At 35.6% G+C, this 20,851-nt stretch carries 21 protein-coding genes and 1 pseudogene; 4 read left to right on the top strand and 18 right to left on the bottom strand.

What is annotated here, in order from left to right; genetic code table 11:
- Positions 1–70 precede the first annotated feature (70 nt).
- The 3 genes and pseudogenes from LQ679_RS12865 to LQ679_RS12855 all read left to right on the top strand — a co-directional run.
- The gene (locus tag LQ679_RS12865; protein ID WP_020444595.1) at positions 71–460 is read left to right on the top strand and encodes a hydroxymethylglutaryl-CoA synthase; all 390 of its coding nucleotides are present in this window, start codon (positions 71–73) and stop codon (positions 458–460) included.
- 916 nt (positions 461–1,376) lie between these two features.
- A complete protein-coding gene (locus LQ679_RS12860; RefSeq protein WP_000958858.1) occupies positions 1,377–2,120 on the top strand; it encodes a glycerophosphoryl diester phosphodiesterase in 744 nt (247 codons plus the stop codon).
- A 96-nt stretch (positions 2,121–2,216) separates the two neighbouring features.
- Positions 2,217–2,453 (top strand): annotated as a pseudogene (locus LQ679_RS12855) (MaoC/PaaZ C-terminal domain-containing protein); the annotation flags it as partial.
- Positions 2,454–2,512: 59 nt separating this feature from the next.
- On the opposite strand, the gene LQ679_RS12850 reads toward LQ679_RS12855, so the two are convergent.
- From LQ679_RS12850 to LQ679_RS12835, 4 genes are all read right to left on the bottom strand, one after another.
- The gene (locus LQ679_RS12850) at positions 2,513–3,706 is read right to left on the bottom strand and encodes a site-specific integrase (protein ID WP_000237797.1); all 1,194 of its coding nucleotides are present in this window, start codon (positions 3,704–3,706) and stop codon (positions 2,513–2,515) included.
- Positions 3,707–3,732: 26 nt separating this feature from the next.
- On the bottom strand, positions 3,733–3,933 hold the full coding sequence (locus LQ679_RS12845) for a DUF3173 family protein (RefSeq protein WP_000633907.1): 201 nt from the start codon (positions 3,931–3,933) through the stop codon (positions 3,733–3,735).
- A gap of 497 nt (positions 3,934–4,430) precedes the next feature.
- Positions 4,431–4,661, bottom strand: a complete 231-nt coding sequence (locus LQ679_RS12840) for a helix-turn-helix domain-containing protein (protein WP_000845143.1) — start codon at positions 4,659–4,661, stop codon at positions 4,431–4,433.
- A complete protein-coding gene (locus LQ679_RS12835) occupies positions 4,658–5,080 on the bottom strand; it encodes an RNA polymerase sigma factor (protein WP_000804879.1) in 423 nt (140 codons plus the stop codon). The genes LQ679_RS12840 and LQ679_RS12835 overlap by 4 nt, the downstream gene beginning before the upstream one ends.
- Positions 5,081–5,610: 530 nt before the next feature.
- On the opposite strand from LQ679_RS12835, the gene LQ679_RS12830 reads away from it, so the two are divergent.
- Positions 5,611–5,964, top strand: a complete 354-nt coding sequence (locus LQ679_RS12830; protein ID WP_001227350.1) for a helix-turn-helix domain-containing protein — start codon at positions 5,611–5,613, stop codon at positions 5,962–5,964.
- Positions 5,965–6,021: 57 nt separating this feature from the next.
- Here LQ679_RS12830 and LQ679_RS12825 read toward each other — a convergent pair whose 3' ends face one another.
- The 14 genes from LQ679_RS12825 to LQ679_RS12755 form a co-directional block, all read right to left on the bottom strand.
- Positions 6,022–6,189 (bottom strand): cysteine-rich KTR domain-containing protein, encoded by a 168-nt coding sequence (locus LQ679_RS12825; protein ID WP_001803271.1) that lies wholly within the window; start codon positions 6,187–6,189, stop codon positions 6,022–6,024.
- Positions 6,190–6,307: 118 nt separating this feature from the next.
- Complete coding sequence (tet(M), locus tag LQ679_RS12820) at positions 6,308–8,227, bottom strand: tetracycline resistance ribosomal protection protein Tet(M) (RefSeq protein ID WP_000691737.1); 1,920 nt, start codon at positions 8,225–8,227, stop codon at positions 6,308–6,310.
- A 15-nt stretch (positions 8,228–8,242) separates the two neighbouring features.
- On the bottom strand, positions 8,243–8,329 hold the full coding sequence (locus tag LQ679_RS12815) for a tetracycline resistance determinant leader peptide (RefSeq protein WP_011058339.1): 87 nt from the start codon (positions 8,327–8,329) through the stop codon (positions 8,243–8,245).
- A gap of 274 nt (positions 8,330–8,603) precedes the next feature.
- Positions 8,604–9,533, bottom strand: a complete 930-nt coding sequence (locus LQ679_RS12810; protein WP_000584387.1) for a conjugal transfer protein — start codon at positions 9,531–9,533, stop codon at positions 8,604–8,606.
- Positions 9,534–9,549: 16 nt separating this feature from the next.
- The gene (locus LQ679_RS12805; RefSeq protein ID WP_000768373.1) at positions 9,550–10,572 is read right to left on the bottom strand and encodes a bifunctional lytic transglycosylase/C40 family peptidase; all 1,023 of its coding nucleotides are present in this window, start codon (positions 10,570–10,572) and stop codon (positions 9,550–9,552) included.
- Positions 10,569–12,596, bottom strand: a complete 2,028-nt coding sequence (locus LQ679_RS12800; protein WP_000192393.1) for a CD3337/EF1877 family mobilome membrane protein — start codon at positions 12,594–12,596, stop codon at positions 10,569–10,571. Before LQ679_RS12800 ends, LQ679_RS12805 begins: the two co-directional genes overlap by 4 nt.
- Entirely contained in the window at positions 12,593–15,046 is a 2,454-nt protein-coding gene (gene tcpF, locus LQ679_RS12795; protein ID WP_000331165.1) for a conjugal transfer ATPase TcpF, read from the bottom strand. The genes LQ679_RS12800 and tcpF overlap by 4 nt, the downstream gene beginning before the upstream one ends.
- A complete protein-coding gene (locus LQ679_RS12790; protein ID WP_001803273.1) occupies positions 15,030–15,488 on the bottom strand; it encodes a conjugal transfer protein in 459 nt (152 codons plus the stop codon). The genes tcpF and LQ679_RS12790 overlap by 17 nt, the downstream gene beginning before the upstream one ends.
- 8 nt (positions 15,489–15,496) lie before the next feature.
- Entirely contained in the window at positions 15,497–16,135 is a 639-nt protein-coding gene (locus LQ679_RS12785; protein WP_000248477.1) for a DUF6037 family protein, read from the bottom strand.
- A gap of 55 nt (positions 16,136–16,190) precedes the next feature.
- Positions 16,191–16,691 carry an antirestriction protein ArdA gene (locus LQ679_RS12780; protein WP_000425404.1) on the bottom strand — a complete coding sequence of 167 codons (501 nt, stop codon included), beginning with the start codon at positions 16,689–16,691 and terminating at the stop codon, positions 16,191–16,193.
- 60 nt (positions 16,692–16,751) lie between these two features.
- Positions 16,752–17,513 (bottom strand): abortive infection family protein, encoded by a 762-nt coding sequence (locus LQ679_RS12775; protein ID WP_001565981.1) that lies wholly within the window; start codon positions 17,511–17,513, stop codon positions 16,752–16,754.
- A 59-nt stretch (positions 17,514–17,572) separates the two neighbouring features.
- Positions 17,573–17,794 carry a hypothetical protein gene (locus tag LQ679_RS12770; RefSeq protein WP_001009054.1) on the bottom strand — a complete coding sequence of 74 codons (222 nt, stop codon included), beginning with the start codon at positions 17,792–17,794 and terminating at the stop codon, positions 17,573–17,575.
- Between the two features lie 283 nt (positions 17,795–18,077).
- Complete coding sequence (gene mobT / locus LQ679_RS12760) at positions 18,078–19,262, bottom strand: MobT family relaxase (RefSeq protein WP_000426689.1); 1,185 nt, start codon at positions 19,260–19,262, stop codon at positions 18,078–18,080.
- Between the two features lie 181 nt (positions 19,263–19,443).
- Positions 19,444–20,847, bottom strand: coding sequence for an FtsK/SpoIIIE domain-containing protein (locus LQ679_RS12755; RefSeq protein ID WP_001130244.1), 1,404 nt, complete (start codon positions 20,845–20,847; stop codon positions 19,444–19,446).
- Positions 20,848–20,851 lie beyond the last annotated feature (4 nt).

Genomic DNA, 20,851 nt, shown 5'->3' with positions numbered 1-20,851 from the left:
TCCTTGTTAAATTGTTTATATCTGAAATAGTTCATACAGAAGACTCCTTTTTGTTAAAATTATACTATAAATTCAACTTTGCAACAGAACCGTATTATGGAATAGAGATGTTGGTAACATTTATACAGGATCATTATACTTAAGTTTAATTTCGTTATTACAGAACCACACATTCCAACCAGAAGAGAAAGTATGTCTATTTAGTTATGGTTCAGGAGCAGTAGGAGAAATCTTTAGTGGTTCAATCGTTAAAGGATATGACAAAGCATTAGATAAAGAGAAACACTTAAATATGCTAGAATCTAGAGAGCAATTATCAGTCGAAGAATACGAAACATTCTTTAACAGATTTGATAATCAAGAATTTGATTTCGAACGTGAATTGACACAAGATCCATATTCAAAAGTATACTTATACAGTATAGAAGACCATATCAGAACATATAAGATAGAGAAATAAACTAGTGGCCGATTGTGCTTGATGAGCTTGGGACATAAATCCTAACTCGAAATAAATAAGCATATCACTAAACTGATTTTTTAAAGTTTACAGTGATATGCTTATTTTTTTATCTTACGATTTTGTACGTGCATGCTTGCCTAGGGGTATGGCTCGAGCCATTAGTCTCTCGCACATACTATTCCCTCAGGCGTCAGCACTTACAAAATCGGTTGTAATTTTCATTTTTATACGCATTCTTACTGAGATTATACTAATAAGAGGAATAGTAAAAGCAATTCTAAGTAAAATTGCAGATAAGAGGTTTGTTAAAAGCAGTTCTCAGTAAAATTGCAGATAAGAGGTTTGTTAAAAGCAGTTCTCAGTAAAATTACAGATAAGAGGTACGTTAAAAGCAGTTCTAAGTAAAATTGCAGATAAGAGGTTTGTTAAAAGCAGTTCTAAGTAAAATTGCAGATAAGAGGTACGTTAAAAGCAATTCCATGCAAAATTGCTGATAAGGGGTAAGTTAAAAGCAGTTCTCAGTAAAATTGCAGATAAGAGGTACGTTAAAAGCAGTTCTAGGCAAAATTGCAGATAAGAGGTGCGTTAAAAGCAGTTCTCAGTAAAATTGCAGATAAGGGGTAAGTTAAAAGCAATCCTAAGTAAAATTGCAGATAAGAGGTAAGTTAAAAGCAATCCTAAGTAAAATTGCAGATAAGGGGTACAGAAAAACTAGACTTGATTACAAAATGGAGCTTGGGACATAAATGATTTTTTAAAAATGAGATGAGACGTAGATTAACTCCATAATCAATACGAATCTATCGACTTCTTTATTTATGATATTCATCTCTTTTTAATGGAAATAAAAGTGCGATTAATGTGATAATACAGTTACGTTAATTAAAAAAATAAAAATGCAAGGAGAGGTAATATGCTAACTGTATATGGACATAGAGGATTACCTAGTAAAGCTCCGGAAAATACAATTGCATCATTTAAAGCTGCTTCAGAAGTAGAAGGTATAAACTGGTTGGAGTTAGATGTTGCAATTACAAAAGATGAACAACTGATTATCATTCATGATGATTATTTAGAACGGACTACAAATATGTCCGGGGAAATAACTGAATTGAATTATGATGAAATTAAAGATGCTTCTGCAGGATCTTGGTTTGGTGAAAAATTCAAAGATGAACATTTGCCAACTTTCGATGATGTAGTAAAAATAGCAAATGAATATAATATGAATTTAAATGTAGAATTAAAAGGTATTACTGGACCGAATGGACTAGCACTTTCTAAAAGTATGGTTAAGCAAGTGGAAGAACAATTAACAAACTTAAATCAGAATCAAGAAGTGCTCATTTCAAGCTTTAATGTTGTGCTTGTTAAACTTGCAGAAGAAATCATGCCACAATATAACAGAGCAGTTATATTCCATACAACTTCGTTTCGTGAAGACTGGAGAACACTTTTAGATTACTGTAATGCTAAAATAGTAAACACTGAAGATGCCAAACTTACTAAAGCAAAAGTAAAAATGGTAAAAGAAGCGGGTTATGAATTGAACGTATGGACTGTAAACAAACCAGCACGTGCAAACCAACTTGCTAATTGGGGAGTTGATGGTATCTTTACAGACAATGCAGATAAAATGGTGCATTTGTCTCAATAGAAAGTTAGAGGTGAGTCTTACGTTTCAGTGACGGTAGACTTACCTTTAACATGTTACATACTAAAAAATTAATTTGAATAAGAAAGAGAGACATATATGAAATACGATGATTTTATAGTAGGAGAAACATTCAAAACAAAAAGCCTTCATATTACAGAAGAAGAAATTATCCAATTTGCAACAACTTTTGATCCTCAATATATGCATATAGATAAAGAAAAAGCAGAACAAAGTAGATTTAAAGGTATCATTGCATCTGGCATGCATACACTTTCAATATCATTTAAATTATGGGTAGAAGAAGGTAAATACGGAGTGGGAATAGTTGTAGGAGAGCTAGAAATCCTCTTATACCAAGGGTTTCTGGCTCTTCTTATCTTTTTACTGCACTTTTATTGCACTTTTTTCATTTCTTTGTTTCGCAAGTAGTCTACAGTAAATTGATTCTTTGGTGAAGTATCATAATTTTGTTTTGCTTCTTTAAAGGAAATGGCTCCATTTAATTTGTTAGCTACCTCGAAATTACTGTTAGGATAAAGATGTCCATACGTTCCTAAAGTCGTCTCAATATCTTCGTGTCCTAGACGATCTTTAATGATAAGTGGATTTTCTCCCATACTGATTAACAAGGAAGCATGAGAATGCCGTAACCCATGGATTCTGATTCGATGGATACCAGCCAGCTTAGCATAGCGTTCAATAGCATATGATAGTGTATGTTTTTGGGTAGGAATACCGTTATAGCTCATTACAAAGTCTGTCTGAATTAGATTTTGTTGTACTTCCTTCCATTCGGATAAATAAGTTAATGTGCATTTATCTAATACAATATGACGAACGCTCGCCTTTGTTTTTGGTTCAACAAATCTATAATTCGATTGATTCTTGTAATAGAGTGTTTTGTTGATGGTTAGTACTCCTGAGTCAAAATCAATATCTTCCCATTGAATGGCAGTAGCTTCACCAATTCGCATTCCAGTCATAAATAAAAACCACAGAGAGATAAATAAAAAGTGTTGATAGTAATCTTCTTTGTAAATTAGAGAGATTACTTTTTCAAATTCTTCTTTTGTCCAAAATTCAATTTTAGACTTTTGCTTTTTCACATTGCCAATAATCTTAGATGGATTTGTGGTGGTTATCCCAAGGACAATTGCTCGATCCATAGCAACTGAAAATAGTCCTTGAACAGCTCTTACATAAGAAGACTTACACTTCTTTGATAATTTTAGTTGCCAATTTTGCACATCAATAGGCTCAATATCGGAAACAGCCATTTTATCAAAATAAGAGAAATGCTTCTTAATAGTTGGTAAGCGATTTTCATATGTTCTGAGCTTTACCTGTGTCTTATACCATGGAAGGAAAATTTCAAAGATATAATGTTTAAACGTCATTTTATCCTTATTCTCACTTAATTCTTCTGGTTTCATCAATAGCAGTTTCGAATATTCTTCTCTTGCTTCTTTTTTAGTAGTGAATCCACTACGATATTTTTGAATTTTTTTCCCTTTAGAATCATAACCTAGATTTGCACGAAAATAATAGGTTCCATTCTTTGCTTTTTTTATTGGGTCTTTAACCATAGTTTTTACTCCTTACTGTGCAAAAACTACTCAGACCTGTTTTCATTTGAAAACCGAATTCCTAGAATTTCTTCAACAGCTTCACGAGGGACTCTATCTAGCTTTCGAGATTGATAGTAGATATGCCCTTTTGTAATCATCAATTCTTTTGCTTTTTTTATGATGTCTGCTGAAAAAGAAGTTCCATATCCTAGCTCAACTAAATCCTTTTTTGTGACCGTTATCATTATTACTCCTTTCCCAATTATAGGCTAGGAAAACTCCAATATTCACCTATAATTATATCAAATAGTTTTATAATAATACACTGACAAGAGAAGAATATCTTAGCAATCGAACAGCTCTAGCAAAGCTCACAGGAATTTCACTTCTGCATGGTTCTCATGTAGCCGTACCCATTGCCTGTGACGCTTCTAACGCTCGGACTATGGCTATACGGGAGTATCATTATCACGATAAGAAAGTCATGGCAGCAATCCTGCTAAAGATTACTTTCGAATTACTAACATGAATCGCTCACTAATTTTGTAGGTCATGGCGTGTTAGTTCATCAGCTCTTTTCTTACCGAAACGTATTCGATTGCCTTTATTTGGTTGTCAAAGAACGTTTGGCTTGTTAGCCTATCAAAACCTACTGAACACACAATATGCTTTGATGGAATAACAAACCTCCCAAATCGGGAAGCGTGGATACGATTCGACACGCTTCCACGAAAAAATGGGACTATTTAATTTCGAACGATAAAATCTTAGAGATGAGTTTCGTTTCCATTCTGCCACGTAGGGTTTCATCAATAACCATATGAGAATTTCCATATTCGTCTGTCATGCGACGTAATGAACGTTTTGAGGTATACCCTCGATAATGTTTAACAATCTGATTAATTGCTTCCACGTCGCCATCTGTCGCCTTTACAATGAGGGGGAAGGGAACCCTTGGATAAGCTGTTTTCATTCTTTACACTCCTTCATGAATTCTTTAATCATGGCTAGTCCACTTATTCGATGACGATAAACAGTCGAACGATTCAAATTTAGTAACTCCGCAATCTCCACATCACTCATATCCATAAAGTAATGAAGTAAAATAATGTTCCGTTTTTTCTCTGAAAGATGACGCAGGGCTTCACTTAATAAATCACTTTCAACATTGATTCTTAATCCAAATAATTTAAATAGTTGGAAATCAGTGACGTACGTATCAACAGTAGAAAAAGAGTTGACAAGGTAGTTATCTATATCAGAAAACGAGACTTCTTTTGCTGATAGTCTGTCTAGATGTTTGAAGTAATCTTTTCGTTCATCTTCAATAACTTGTTTGCAGATATAGTCAAACTGATTTTCTATGGTTTCTTGAAAAGAAGATGGTTTCATGCTTTTCACCCCTTTTCTGTCGTGAAAGGGAGTGGCATGTGCTTCTTTATCTCCCTTCATACTAAACCCCGACACGAAAGGGGGATTTGTTGCATAAATGAAGAGAAATCCTAAAAGATATTTATTAAGTGACCAAAAAAGCACATAAACAGATTGTTTTCTCTGTTCATATGCTTTGATTTTTCTATCTATGTAATCTGCAAAACCACATTGATGGTCATATCTATCCAGTACAGGTGGATAAGTTTTTTTGATAAGAACTTAATTAAGAGAACTAGATGACAGATTATCTTTCTCATGGCGACTTTTCCCTCCATTAAGTCGCCAATTTTATCTACTTTCTAGGAGTATGACTAAATTTTATAAAGTTGTATAGGTAAATAAAATCAGCGACCTTTCTATTTGAAATTGGATTCATCGCATTAATAAATTCCACAGTGTTCTATAGGAACTCATAAACTATATAACATGTTTTTCTATACCTGTTTATGGTTATATAGGAACAGTAAAATGTATAGAGGTGATTTAGTATGCGTAAAAAAGAAGATAAATACGATTTTAGAGCCGTTGGTTTAGCGATTAAAGAGGCTCGAATGAAACGGGGTCTCACTCGTGAACAAGTGGGAACAATGATTGAAATTGACCCACGTTATTTAACAAATATAGAAAACAAAGGACAACACCCAAGTACACAAGTGCTGTATGATCTTGTATCATTACTCCATGTATCTATTGATGAATTTTTCTTACCTACAGATAATTTGATTAAAAGCACTCGAAGGTTACAGGTAGAAAAATACATGGATAGCTTTACAGACAAAGAACTATCCTTAATGGAAGCACTAGCAAAAGGTATCAATGAAGCAAGAAATATTGAAGGCTAGTCAGTAAAATTCAGATAAACAAAAAGAGCCGATAAGATGAGAGTTTCATTTCTCAAATTATCGGCTCTGCGTCTTGGCGTCTGGCTCTTTGATTGTTATTATATTCATTTTTTGAACATTAATTAAAGTTTCGTTCTTACATTTGGGGCAGTATAAAGGGAAATTTTTAAGTATAGTATCCACTCGTATTCGTAGTCTTGTTTTATTTCCACAAATAGGACACAATATCCACTTGTAGTTTATAATAACAATCTCCTCCTTTCCACTTTAATTCAAATCTATATTAAAGAATATTTCATCTTATTTAATAAGAAACCATATTTATATAACAACATAAAACGCACTAAGTTATTTTATTGAACATATATCTTACTTTATCTATCCGACTATTTAGACGACGGGTCTGGCAAACAGGTTCGCCAGTGGTAACCTGATATCCTTTTAGCTCTGCTAAACAAACACTAAGCCCATTTGTAAAAAAAGTTAAATCATTGCGATAATCTTGAATACATCGAGCAGGAATTTCTCCAATAATAATGACCTCATTATTTTTCAGTTGAGTATTTACGATATTTGCACAATATTTGGGAGCATCGTTATATGCCCGTGAAAGATATTCCTGTGGTGCATAAACTTTAAAACTAAGATATGGCTCTAACAATTCTGTTCCAGCTTTTCTAAAGGCTTGCTCCAGTACAATAGGAGTAAGCATCCGAAAATCTGCTGGAGTACTAACAGGGCTATAGTATAAACCGTACTTAAAACAGATTTTACAATCCGTCACATTCCAACCATATAATCCTTGTTCGCAACCATAGCGTATCCCTTCCATAACTGCATTTTGAAATGATTGATTTAAGTATCCAAGAGAAACCGAGCTCTCATACTGCATTCCACTTCCCAACGGAAGCGGTGATACAGATAAACCAATGGAAGCCCAGAAAGGATTTGGCGGCACTTCGATGTGAATGGTATATTCTGCATTTTTTAACGGTCTCTCCATATAAATGACTGTAGGCTCTTTTAGTTCTATCTCCACATGATACTTTTCTTGCAACAGTGCACTAATCACTTCCATTTGTACTTTCCCTAAGAAAGAAAGTATAATTTCATGTGTCGTAGAATCCACGTAATATCGTAGAAGCGGATCACTATCTGAGATTTCCAAAAGGGCATCAAGCAACATTTCTCTCTGTTCAGGTTTACTCGGTTCAACAGTTGTTTGTAGTAGAGGGTGCGGATTTTCAATCTTTTTTCTCTGTGGCAATAGTTTTGTATCTCCAAGAACACTATTTAACTTCAAAAACTCATTTTGCAAAATAACAATTTCTCCAGAATAAGCTCTATCAATCTTACATAATTCACCATTTATTGAAGTATACATTTCTGTAACTTTTATTTTTTCTTTTTCTGATACTCTAACCGAATCTCGTAAATGTAGTACTCCACTATAAAGGCGTATATATGCAAGACGTTGTCTTTTTTTTGTATATTCAATTTTGAAAACATTTCCGCAAAGTTCAGACGGACCTCGATGTGTTGATGAATAAAATTTATTAGTAATAACTTCTATAAGGTTATCAATCCCTATATTACTTTTTGCACTTCCATGATAAAGAGGGAACAGAGAACAATTCTGAAATCTTATGCTTTCCTCTTGTTCGAGTTCCAATGCTTCTAATGATTTACCGGACATATATTTCTCTAAAAGGTCATCGTTTCCCTCTATTACCGTATCCCATTGTTCAGATTCGGTAAAGTTCGTCACACACATATTAGGATACAGTTCTACCTTCTGTTTGATTACAATTTCGGCAGAAAGTTTCTCTTTAATATCCTGATAAACCGTTGATAAATCAATTCCATTTTGGTCAATCTTATTGATAAAAAAGATTGTGGGAATCCCCATTTTCCTAAGTGCATGAAATAATATACGAGTTTGTGCTTGTACGCCATCTTTTGCAGAAATCAGTAGAATTGCCCCATCTAAAACTGATAATGAACGATATACTTCTGCTAAGAAATCCATATGTCCTGGCGTGTCTATGATGTTCACCTTCGTATTTTCCCACTGAAAAGAGGTTATTCCTGTCTGAATTGTAATTCCTCTCTGACGTTCTAAAAGCGTATTATCCGTCCTCGTTGTACCTTTGTCCACGCTTCCTAATTCTGTAATCGCTCCACTGTTATATAATAAGCTTTCTGTTAAGGTAGTTTTTCCTGCATCAACATGAGCTAAAACTCCAATATTAATAATTTTCATGTGATTTTCCTCCATTCAAAAACCCAAAAGGGCATAAAAATCCCAGTGATAAATACTTTTATCACTGGGATTTTTATGCATAACCATAGGTATACAAAGCATACAGATATTCTCTGGATACTTTAGAATCACATGATAAAGGTATTCTTAAACTGGGTACAAAAAACTAAGCCCTCCTAAAAAAGGACATCTAATTATTTGTTCCCGCTATCAAATTGACAGTTTATTTAAGAATACCTTGCCGCATATTTATTAACTCCTTTTAAATAGTCACTTAAATAATAGCACGTAAGAGCATATTTGTAAAGGAATCTCCAATTTTTTATCAAAAAGAGTACATGATTACAAAGTATCTGTAATCATGTACCAATATTTGTTATTTTACAATCTTCCAATTATCTTGTTTTTCTAATATCAACTCAAATTGCGAGATTTGGGTTGCCTTTGTTTCTTGATCTAAATATTTCACAGCGACATTCACGATTACTTGGTTATCTTTTCTGGTAAAGATAGGATTCACCAATTCCTCGAAAACATATTCCTTGTTAATCATAGGTAACACATGATTACTTACATAGTAAGTCAATTCTTTTTCTGTGGCGGTAGGATAGAGCTGGAAGAACGTTTCTAAAAAGCTAGTGATTTCGTCCATCGTTTCTGTATCTACTGTATGGTCACTTTCTAGCTGTTTGGGTTGGTAGTCCGATTTTTGAGGTTTCTTACTCATTGTCGGATTTTTGATAATAACCATATTATCTGATTCATCTATATGGACAACCACATGAAAGCTAGACGATATAGTTTCCTTGTCTTTGTCTTCGGTAATAACTTGTTCAACAGAAAACAGTACCTCAAAGGTGTTCTCATTCACTTGAGAAACCTGCCACACCTGTATATCGTTCACACTAGAACTAGTAGGAATATCCTTACGAATCATTTCTTCATTTAATACCTGCAATTCTTCCGTCAAATAATGGGTCAATTTTTCATTTCGTTTATCAATGGCTTCTTGGGATTGTTGCCACGAAAAGTAGTCTTTCGCAAAGGATTTCACAAAACTTTCTACTTGGTTGGTATCGACAATCTGCTGTTTAATGATTTCTGTTTCACGGACAGTATGAGTGTCAATGGCAGTAAAATTTTTATAGATTCCAAATCCGACACTACCAATCAATAAAACCCATAAAACAAAGGTTAATTTCTTATGCGTGCCAACTTTAATCATCGGAACTTTTCTTTGCTTGCTCGGTTTTTTAGATTTCTTTGGTTTCTCCTTCTTTTCTTTTCGCTCGATTTTTATAATCATTTGATTCATTCCTTTCTTAGTTATGAATAACACGTCTAGCCCCAATCAGATGGTCTTGCCAATAACGACTGCTTAAGTCGCCATAACCGATTGGGTCGCCTGCATGATAAAAGCGATTTCCCTCTAAATATATCGCCACATGAGTCACATATGTGCCTGCATTATAGGTTGAATGAAAGAAGATAAGGTCGCCTGCTTGGGCTTCTTCCATAGAGATTTCTTGCGTAGCGTCATACTGATCTTGGGCGACACGAGGGAGAGAAATGCCAGCTTTGTCATACACCCATTGTATTAAGCCACTACAATCAAAAGAGGTGGTAGGCGACGCCCCTCCAAAGACATAGGGAAACCCTTCGTATTTCAAGGCTTCGTCCATAATGACTTGCACGGTTTCATCATCAAATTCTGTTGGGGAAGTGTCGGTTAGGTATTGTGAAACCAACTGAACATAAAACTGATTTCCATAGTTATATCGCCAACCACCATTCACAGGTATGGCTATAGGATTGGGATAGTCTGCTTTTTGACCACCCGACTTCTCTTTAGAAAACTGTTCGGCTAATTCATAGGTATATTTTTTCCCATGACTCCTCACATAATTTAAAAAGCCACCGCCATAATTATAAGATTGGATAACAGAATCTATATCCACTCCTTGTTGTTCTGCACTGGTTAATAATTCACTGAAATATTTAACCCCTTGTTTGATGGACTCTTCGGTACTCAAACTGTTGGGCGGTAAACCCAAAGATTCGGAACTTTGCATAACATCTTCTGCTGTACCGCCCGATTCCACTTGCATAATGGCTAAGATATAAGAAACATAGTCTTCAATCCCATATTCCTTACCATATTTTTCAATCAACGGACGGTGTGCCAACACTTCTGGTGAAACGGTCACACCGCCTTGTGGAATAGAAGAATCCTTGTTGTTTTCGCCACTGTCCGTATCATCTGCAAAGAAAATGACTAGGAATAATAAGAGAAAAAAGAAGAGAGAGAAGACCACACTACAAATCACTGTTATTTTTAGCTTCATGTTTGTTGTCCTCGCTTATCCGTTCTTTTATTTAGCTTCCTCTGATTGAATTGCTTCGGTGGTGTCTTTTGTTTTTGCTCTTTTTTCAATGGTCGCTGATGATTTTCACGTTTAGTGTTTTGTGACAAAACAGGCGTGACGGTTTGCTGACGCTTGCGAACATGCTGCTGGTTATTCTGAACAGGAGATGATGGGTTTTCTTTTCGTCTTTTTTCTTTTGCTTTATCCAGCTCCAAACGCTTTTGAGCAATGTTCTTTCGTTTTTGCTCCTGCTGGTTCATACGCTGTTGTTTGCGTTGAGCTTTGGTATCTGCCATAGATTGTTTAAAGTCTGTTACATTATGAGTGACATTCTCTTTTCCTTGATGAAGGGCATATTTGACATGGGTTGGTGTCGCCTGTATCTGTTGTTTTGCCTGCTTTCTTTTATTGACTAGACGATTTTTCGTGTCCAATACATGGGCTGTCTTTTCACCTAATCGTTGCCCGATACCGCCTTGTTGCTTTTTCACATTGGAAAGTGCTGTTTCTTTCTTTGGTGTAGTCCGTTCATTTTGACGAGTATGGTTAGCTTTATTGGTTTGATTCTGCTTTGTTGTCATTGTCTTTTGCTTCGTTGACCCTGCTTTTCCACGAAAAATCTTACTCATACTGCGTTGAAATCTTCTGGTTTGTCGATTCATCATTTGACGAGGTCTGCGAAACACTTGTCTGCCCATGTTTTGAGAGTCGTTGCTTTGTAAAGTGAATAGGCTCATTAAATCGCCCAGTTTAAAATAAATCCCTGCAAAGGTCACAATTTGTAAAAACATAATCATGAAAAAGGGAGAACTTGCTGACAGCGAATAAAGCATAGTGGAAATACTAAAGGCAACGGTAATAATCAAGGTAATACCAGCCCTTGTCATAATCACATTAAATAACTTGGTAATGGCATGCCTGCCCATGCCATCAAAACTCGGCAACATACTTAATAGGAAACTGATTGGCAAAAACATAGCGAAAATAATAAATAGCACTTGCGAAAAAATCATGATTCCTGTTAGAAGGAAAACAAAAATCGAGATACCAATATTGAATACAAACAAAAAGAAGACTGTTCCTAATCTGGAAATCGTCTTCGGTAGGGTTAAATAGGTATTGTCATGATCTTCAATTTCTTCAATCACTACATTTTCTCTATCTTCACCATTGTTTGTATCTGGACTGGTAGACAATAAACTTTCCACACGTTCTTCCCCTAACGCTTCTACATCAGTGGAGCCATATTGAAGCAATAGCCATGGTTGCTTTACTTGAACAGAGAATAAGCTGTCACGTATCATGTCCACACTGTCTTTCCCTTGACTATCCGTGTTAGGAAGAACAATTTTTGTCCCAATATTCAGACTGGCGGTACTGACATCTTTGGAAAAATCATTGATTTTCGCAATATAATCGGGTGCATACGCAATAAAGGAAGCCGATAGAATAAACACCACGACAAAGTTTAAAACAGCTCGTATCACTTTCGTCGTTTCTCGCTTAACCAATCCTGTATAGGCAACATAGATTCCAACAATGAGAATAAAAAGAAGGAGGAAACCGACATAAAACCCTGAACTGGAAAAGCCATTCGGTGTAATGCCTGCAATCGTCTGCATGTTTTCGCCAATTGCTTGGGATGTTTGACTAATGAAATCTAAGGCATAGGCTTCTTTCACCAAATAACCTGTGGCGTTCGATAGATAAAGAGAAATTGTCCAAATAAAATTAGTAATGGCATACAATCCATACATCACCGATTGTCCTATGCCATCACTCCAATTCCATGGAAGCCAGCCCCAGCTATTGTCCACATAATAATCAAGCTGATATTGATTCAAACCATACTTGGAGTATTCATTGCTTGTATCAATGGTTTCATCAACTAAGCCTGTCGCTTGTACTGCATTGCCCAGCGTGCCTAATAAAAGTAAAATAACGCCCACACAAAGGAGCGTTATCCAACTATAGTGAAGAAATTTCTTTTGTTTTTGTGTCATTCTTCCACCTCATTTCGCACAGGCGGTCTGGTATCAAAGGCATGAAGCAACTCTTCAAAAATCGGGTGAAACTGCATAACCCCTACACGACCATAGATGTCTGAAACTAAACATTGTCCATTTTCTAATTCACGTAAGCGTTTCTGATTGTTTTCATCTTCCTTGTCCACACCAAAAAATTCTAAGGTCTTTTTGATTTCCACTAGGTCAGTGGAACGAAAGGCAAATTTCAAGCCAATATTATTCTTCATCTTTTCATCTAGTAAATCGTCCGCGTTTTGAGTAACGAAATAGACCCCTGCATTCATGGCACGTCCTGCTCGAACCAATCGCATAGATAGAGCTTTTCCTTGTGCCACTTGTAAAAAACTCCAAGCCTCATCAAGGTCAACAATTTTAAAAATGGAACGGTCAGAGTGGATAAAGTCTAAAGCAAAGGTACTAATGACAATCAGCATTGCCACACTTAATAATTCCATGGTAGTGTATTCTTCAAAAGAGCTATTGGAATCGGGTAAGACCAAATCTGCCACTTGAATAATATTGAGTTGTTTTTCCAAGCTAATGGATTGGGTGACACTGCCATCACTGAATAACAGATGGGCAAAATCATAATCGACAAAGCTTTCGATATGGTCAGCAATACTATTGCTGATGGGCGTATCTTCTTTTCGCAATTCATCAATCACCAATAACAACCCTCGTTGTTTGCTTTGAGTTACACTCCGAATAGCTTTACGCAGGACAGGAAACTTCTCGCTATCTCGGCTGGAAATACCTGTTAAGAACGTGAGAATATCAATGGCAAGGCTTTCTGAATCTTTCGGGAGTTTTAAAATCACATAAGGGTCAAGTAACCCTTTATTGTCGTTCTCACTCGTGAGATTAACAATATTGATTTCATGGGCAATATCAGGTAAGGTTTCTTTCCATTCACCACGTTCAGCTTTTGGGTCAACAATGGTTGCCTGTCCGCCAAAGAGTACTGAATAATAGACCAGCATATTGTTAGAGAATGATTTTCCGCCACCTAATGAACCAATAAAAGCGGACGCTAATGCATTTGTTACAGAGCCTTTAATTCCTTGACTTGCAAGGCTAGGTTGGAGATAAATATTTCTGCCTGTATCGAGATTGTAACCGACGTAAATACCAGAATTTTCACCAATCATTTGTGTAGCACCGAAACCAAGACCAGCCAAAAAATCCGACGTGACATATTGAATATAGTCATTGATATATCGCTTGCTTGAGGGAATAAATTCATTATGCAAGCCTAGCATATCGCCAAAAGGTCGTACTAATTTGATAGACAGATCATCATAAAAATCTTTTACTTCATCACAACGTTGTTTCAGCTCGTCCAAATTCTTTGCTGATACCCGTACCACATAGCTTAGTTTGTACATAGATTCTTTGGTTTGGTCTAAATTACTTTCTAATTCATCGACAGATTCTAAAGCGTCCACCACATTAGTACTGGTTTCGTTGTCGCTTTCCCATGCGTGGCTATCTAAATCTTTCAGTTCTTTCTTTTTATTGCGAACGGTAGATAAGGCTTTTTTATTGGCGACAATTTCAACATTCATACTGGTATCAACGGGGAAAGTAAACTGCTGTTGCTGGTAATAAAAAATTTCACTATTAGGGAAATCCAATTCACCAACAATACTATTAATTGTAAAATACGCCACATAAGTAGTGGTATCTTCCTGTTCAATCCGTAAATAGCGTTGATTTTCTTCGATTAAACAGCGAGTGGGTTTGAGAATATCGTATTTCTTTACCAACACTTTTTTATCTTCGTATCGTTTCGGTAAATGGTAGTCGTAGTCATCAAAAGGGACACCTGTTTGCCCGTAAAGATGTTCAATAATATAACCAAAATCATCTTTCTCCAATTTACGAATCTGAAAGCGTCTGGATAATTTACTTTCTAACAACTGTTCCATCTTAGAAAAGCGTTCGATTTCCGCCATAGGCATAGAAACAAAATCGCCCATTAATTTGTGATTCACACCATGAAAGAATTCCGCAAATGCTTTTTGAATTTCTTTCCCAACATTTTTTACGGATACTTCCTGTTCATTGAGGTAGAGTTTAAAACCAATAAAAAAGCGATAGTCTACTTGATTGTCACCAATCATAGAAATTAACGCTTCGGTCTGTTCATCTATTTTTTCGTAAGCTATCTCTTTTAATCGTCCAGTGATTTCTTTTTTCGATTGTTCCTGTGTGGCTCGAATACTTGATTCGGTTGCTAGTTGCAGAGCATGAATCTTGCCATCACGATTTTGGGCAATCAATTGACAGAAATTATCATGAACTTGAATTTTTTCATCGGAACTTAAAAAACTGTAATTATAGGGAATTAATTCATAATAAGCGAATACTTCGCCATCATGATTAAATACGAGATTATCTTCCATATATTTAATCGGATATGCCATCTAGTTGTTCACTCCTTACAATCGTAATCGATTCATTCATTGTTTCTTTTTTTAATCGTATTTGTTTGCCAGCGTAGGTTACTTTAGGGCGTAGAGCATAGGTAATGATAGACTTTAGAAATCCATAGGGTTTCTTTCCGTCAAAGGTCTTTTGGCACATGAACCCAGTGAGAACAATGGGAATCCCTAAGTATTTGAGTAGTGCTCCGTCAATCAGAGAAAGTGGTGGTAAACTGCCAAAGAGTATGACGACAAACAAAGAAACGATAAACCATGTCATTTGCGTAAAGGTAATTGGGAAAGGGAGTTGTAAATCATTAATCGCATAAATCACTTTTTCTACTGACCAAATACTGGTGTAACTTCTTATTTTTTTCATGTCTTCACGTCCTTTCCGTAAAAATAGAAAAAGAACAATCAAAATAGGTGATTGCTCTTTCAATGCTTTAACTATTCAATTTTATTTTTTGTCCATTTTGCAATAATACCTTCATCAGTTTCTTCATCATCTGGATTCATTGAATATCTGAAACTTAAATTGGTATCTGACCCTAATCGTTCATATAAGCTGGGTCTATACAATCTCGTTTTATTGTCATTAAAAGGACTTCGTTTTCCCAGCTCACCATTTCCCTTTAAAGGATTTCTTCTAACTGAAAAACAATATTTTTTTCTGGGATCTTCTGAATCACTTTGACTTAATGAGAAACACATGGCTTCTTTTTGGTCTTCATTTTTCTTCTCACTAACTTCTGTCGGAATAAATCGAGCAAGAGTTTGGCTAAATTGAAATAAAACATCTCCCAAGTTACTACTGTATTCGATACCAAAATATTCTCTTATTGTTTTCGTGTCTGTATATAATTTTACCGAATTAGCATAGACAGCTAGCATATCTGAAAAATCGTTTTCCTTTAAAAATTCTAGTTTTAACAGAGCATATTCTGGAACTTTTTCCTCTTTTTCAAATAGCTTAACAAGTACAATATAATTTTGCTGTTTGTAACGAAAGTAAAAGGAATCTATCACCCAGCCTTTATCTTTCATGTCTAGTTTTAATAGTTTAAGATTTTCAAATACATTTACCATAATTTATACCTCTCCGTGCTATTTATTAATTTAATTATAACACGGATTGTTAAACTTACTGACAATATTCAAATACCCCATGAGAGGTAACTAGGTAATTACCCTCTATTTCCATATCACGTCCCAAAGATTGGTAGTCAATATAATTTTGTAAATTGGAAGGGACTTCACCAAGCTGTCCTGTTTCTTCCACGTAATAACGGGCGACATCTTCCATCGAATCACAATCACTATAACAATGAATATCCTCTTTGTTTTCCAGTAATTCTTCCAAGCTACTAAACCACATGCCTTGAATTTCTTTGAGTTCATTATAAATAGGTGTACCTTCGATTTCTTGAATGGCTTCACATAGACGGTTGATTTCACTAATCGGCGTGTATTCGTCCACATCAAAAGGAAGCTCAAAATCATGTATTGCATATTCTTCGTAGTCCTCATTTAAACCGATTCTTTCTGCCATTTCTTCCTCATCAATTGGTGGAGTAAACCATGCTCCGACTAATTCACCTTCATTATACCGTCCTAAATTTGCCACATAGACTTTCATTTCCAATTCTTATCACATCCTTTTTATAAAAATAGTCATAAAAAAAGTAGCAATCAGTTAATGACGCTACTTATCAAGGTATCCGCTAATATAATCTGTAACTGTACTTGAAATACCTATTATTAGTTTTGCTTCTCTCTTTCCAATAATATTTGTATTAGGGTGTGCAAGTGAATGCCTATTTCTTGCTTCATTAAGAGAGCTAATCATTCCATTTGATGACCTTATCGTTGTCTTCACTATATCAGCAAGTTCAGTAGGTTGAATTTCTTTTTCAATTAATTGTTGTATCCTACTATATAATTTAGATAGATTTTCGTCTCTAGGAACTGTAATTTCATATTTTTTTAGTATTTCAATTAAATATCCATGAAAAGCAGTGTGAACTCTGTCAAAGGCACGTTGATATTCACCATTACTCATAAAAGACTCAGCGTCTTCAATAGCTTGTGAAACCACATCACTAATTTTCAACTGACTAAAGTTAATTACTTCGTAATTCTCTGGAAGTGGTACTAAAATAGTATCCACTAATACATTATCACCTTGTTTATCATATATGGAGCTTGCTGTCTGGGTAATCAAATCTTTATGACTTTCAAAAAAGTCTAAATCATCAAAAGGAACTCTTATTTTAAGATATGTGCAAAGCGTATTCCAGCCCTTTTTATATCCTTTATAATAAGTAAAATCGTCAGTCTCATCTAAAGTTACCTCTGATATTTTCATTTTAGAAACAATCTCGTTACCTCCTTCATAATAATTTGAAGAGCTCTTTCTTTCTAATGTTTTAATTAAAAGAGATTTAAATTGATCATTTGTAAACATATTCATAAATCCTTTCATAACAAAATATATACTTCCTATTTTATCATGAAAAATATCTGTTAAGCACCAATGATTCGGTTAAATAAGTTTAATAACACATCTTTCACGCCAGCTGCATTGAACACAAGTCCGACGGCGATTAGAGCAATAATCAAGAAGCCAATGAGTTTTGAAAATTCTCGTTTAAAACCTAAAAACAGTCCAATGACAACAATCGCTAACAATACCAATGACTGTGCATTATCCAAGAACCAGTTGTACAAATTCTGCCCAAAATTCATGTGATTGTCCTCCTTTCCTTAAGATATTTTTCTCGATAATAGATATAGCTTTTTACACGCCTTAATAATTGAAAAGGGGTTAAATGCTCTCCATAGACGGTTACTCGATTGGTATAATTATTATAAAATCTCACCTTGTAAAAATCATAGGTATAGATGGTATCACCAGCTTGCCGTTTTCCCTCAATAATGAGAGACGTATATTTCCCTGTATTTTGTATATACGCTTGAAACTCAATGCCACACTGAAACCCTAACTTCTTTAATTCTTTTGTTAAAAGGCTCATGTAATCAAATCCTCCATGGCTAGATGTTGTTGTTCAATTAATTTCTCATGTTTTTCTGTCAGTTTGGCTTCCTGAATCATGGTGGAGATAATGGTTGTACCGTTGAGAACATCTAAAATGCTTGCGATTTTTAATGTAGGGGCGACTTGATGATGTAACCAGTTCAATGTTCGTTCAAAAGAATAAGGCTCTGGCTGTGTGGTTAGGCGTAATGCTCCACGATTTTTACCGATAAACCATTCCCAACGTTCATTAGTTTTCCAATCACTCCGACGTTTAGTGTCGTCTTTATCTGCAAAGCGGATATAGCGATTGATAATTTCAAAGGCTGTTTTTTCCGCCTGTTGATGTGCCAATAAATCTTTCATGGCTTGGGTGGCTCGGTCATTTTTTAACCGAATTTCAAACCGATTCTTTACTTCTGCGTCTTCTAAGGGAACATCATTTTTCACGTATTGCTCATAATCTTTCTCATATATACAGAAATAGACTTCACTTTTTAATGAGCCAATATAAAGTGTGTTTCCCATGTATGGTTTTTCATCACGGTGAACCAATTCACCACTGCGATAATTTTTAAAGCTTCGAAAGACGGAAATGCATTCTTCCTGTTTACATTTCTTTGCCAAATCTGGAATATTCAAAATCCCTGTTTTATCGTTGATAGCTAAATCCAAGCGTTTGAAAATACCTTTATGTTCCATGCAATCTTGAAAGAAATCATACCAGCTCCGATGTTGAGCCAATAGAAAGTTTTCAAATTGCCGACAGCCTTTTCCTTTCAGTTCTAATAAAACACCTTTACTTACATCATGAGAGACTAGGACAACAATATCACCGAAACGATAGTGTTCGGGATAAGAATAATAGCCAAAGTCTTCGTGTAGCATATAATCCATATTCAAACGTAAAACCTCACCGATAATTTGAGCCACATCATTGGTAGGGAATCGAATCCGTACATAGTCGAATAACATCTCCAATGGGTTATCGGGATTGAAGCGTTCCAAAGCGTTCAGTAAATCTTCTTTCACCTGTTGAGTAGGGACTGCCTTGCCTGTTTCAATATCCGATAGGTAAGGTCTGGTAATATGAGAAGCAACCGCCAGTTTATTTTGAGAAACGCCATAAGCCAGTCGCTTTTCTTTCAATTCCTTAATCCAAATTTTTTCGTTTTCCATTCGCAAACCTCCAATCTAAAAAAGATGTAAACTATGACCCTTGAGTTTACACCTTTCATATTTTCCGCAATCCTTTGTACCATCAACATTGGTTGATGAGAATTGCCTGTTTTCAGTTGTATTTGTGCCCCCCTGTTAGATAGAGGGGGCTAAAGGATTGGCGTGGCTAACGCCACACCAATCAAAGCAAGTCTGAACCTGTACCTTTCACTTCGTGCGGTACAGGCTCAGATTGCTTTTTTTGAATGACTTTTCCTATTTCTCCTAAGAAATCGTACCTTTTTGGTACAAGGGGTGTATAAAACTCACTAATCACACTTTTTCCTGTATCCACGTAACCTCTTCCCTTGATGGGTTTTAAGAAAAATTGTTTTTGTGTATCGCTTCCGAACATCATACCAAAGCCCATTTCAGACATACGACCCAAAGCCACACGGAAGTTAAAGTTGTCCCGAATCCCATCACTAAAATATTTTGCGTCTGGACGTTGACAGGCAAGAATTAAAAAGAAGCCTGCTTGTCGTCCTAACATTACAATTTGTTTGAGTTTATGAATAACGGTGGTACTTTCACGACCTAGCATATCCATCATTGCCACATATTCATCAAAAATAAGAAAATTGGCAGACAAACCAAGATAAGCATAATTTTCTCCTGTTTTATAGTTAGGGTGTTGTTTCATGGTTTCACTGCGATCAATCATATCTTCGTAAAATTGATTGATACATGCCAACATATCTTCTTTACGGTAATAGACATTATTCATGACCGCCCCTAAGTCTGCCAAATCAGCATTTTTAGGGTCAAGAATATAAAGCTTTGCATTTGTATGCAGGAGAGATTCAATCAATGTGAGAATAAAATAGGATTTTCCACTACCAGTGCCCCCAGCAATTAACATGTGAGGGAGAGAATCGAACTCCCAATAGACCGATTCCATCAATTTGACACGTCCATCTTGAGCTACCACGTCTTCAATGCCAATTCGATTGCCAATAGTATCATAAAGTAGGACATACTCTACATAAGAATCTTTCAACGTTTTTTCCACTAATTCACAATACAATCCTGTTTCTAGTTTGTTTTCTAGGTGCAAAAGCTGATCTTGATATTTCCCTAAGGTGATTTCTACATGAATATGGATTAGTCCATCTTTCATTCGATAATATATTTTAGGAAAATGGCGGATTCGTTGTTTGGTTTTCTTGCTGGGTAAATCTTTAAAGAATCCCTCTGATTGAGTTTCTTCGGCTTCATACCAATGATTTTCTAAAATCATACGAGCTAACTTTTGACGGTGCTCTAACTGTTTTATAGAATCTATACGATAGTGATAATAAAGCCAGCTGATAAGTCCGCATACAAAAAGAGCAGTGAGAATACTGCTCCAAAAGTATGGCGTATGAAGTTGATAGAAAAATGTATCTAACTGAACTGCTTGCCAGTTCACCGATTGTAACGCTCTCCAATGAAAAGGGAGTAGGACGACTAGAAAAACTACCAGCAATGAAATTAGTACAAAATGATAGACCAAGTGCTTATCGTTGGCTTTGATTCGCTCTCCTCTGTCATGAAGCAATGGCATAAAA

The sequence above is a fragment of the Mammaliicoccus sp. I-M35 genome (assembly GCF_022386455.1).
Lineage (GTDB): Bacteria > Bacillota > Bacilli > Staphylococcales > Staphylococcaceae > Mammaliicoccus > Mammaliicoccus sciuri_A.
This window is presented reverse-complemented; position numbering and strand designations above follow the sequence as displayed.

Excerpts from the sequence above, each read along its gene's own strand:
- LQ679_RS12860 (WP_000958858.1), top strand. The coding sequence starts at position 1,377 with ATGCTAACTGTATATGGACATAGAGGATTACCTAGTAAAGCTCCGGAA.
- LQ679_RS12850 (WP_000237797.1), bottom strand. The coding sequence starts at position 3,706 with ATGGTTAAAGACCCAATAAAAAAAGCAAAGAATGGAACCTATTATTTT.
- LQ679_RS12845 (WP_000633907.1), bottom strand. The coding sequence starts at position 3,933 with ATGATAACGGTCACAAAAAAGGATTTAGTTGAGCTAGGATATGGAACT.
- LQ679_RS12840 (WP_000845143.1), bottom strand. The coding sequence starts at position 4,661 with ATGAAAACAGCTTATCCAAGGGTTCCCTTCCCCCTCATTGTAAAGGCG.
- LQ679_RS12835 (WP_000804879.1), bottom strand. The coding sequence starts at position 5,080 with ATGAAACCATCTTCTTTTCAAGAAACCATAGAAAATCAGTTTGACTAT.
- LQ679_RS12830 (WP_001227350.1), top strand. The coding sequence starts at position 5,611 with ATGCGTAAAAAAGAAGATAAATACGATTTTAGAGCCGTTGGTTTAGCG.
- LQ679_RS12815 (WP_011058339.1), bottom strand. The coding sequence starts at position 8,329 with ATGCTTTGTATACCTATGGTTATGCATAAAAATCCCAGTGATAAAAGT.
- LQ679_RS12810 (WP_000584387.1), bottom strand. The coding sequence starts at position 9,533 with ATGATTATAAAAATCGAGCGAAAAGAAAAGAAGGAGAAACCAAAGAAA.
- LQ679_RS12805 (WP_000768373.1), bottom strand. The coding sequence starts at position 10,572 with ATGAAGCTAAAAATAACAGTGATTTGTAGTGTGGTCTTCTCTCTCTTC.
- LQ679_RS12800 (WP_000192393.1), bottom strand. The coding sequence starts at position 12,596 with ATGACACAAAAACAAAAGAAATTTCTTCACTATAGTTGGATAACGCTC.
- tcpF (WP_000331165.1), bottom strand. The coding sequence starts at position 15,046 with ATGGCATATCCGATTAAATATATGGAAGATAATCTCGTATTTAATCAT.
- LQ679_RS12785 (WP_000248477.1), bottom strand. The coding sequence starts at position 16,135 with ATGGTAAATGTATTTGAAAATCTTAAACTATTAAAACTAGACATGAAA.
- LQ679_RS12775 (WP_001565981.1), bottom strand. The coding sequence starts at position 17,513 with ATGTTTACAAATGATCAATTTAAATCTCTTTTAATTAAAACATTAGAA.
- LQ679_RS12770 (WP_001009054.1), bottom strand. The coding sequence starts at position 17,794 with ATGAATTTTGGGCAGAATTTGTACAACTGGTTCTTGGATAATGCACAG.
- mobT (WP_000426689.1), bottom strand. The coding sequence starts at position 19,262 with ATGGAAAACGAAAAAATTTGGATTAAGGAATTGAAAGAAAAGCGACTG.
- LQ679_RS12755 (WP_001130244.1), bottom strand. The coding sequence starts at position 20,847 with ATGCCATTGCTTCATGACAGAGGAGAGCGAATCAAAGCCAACGATAAG.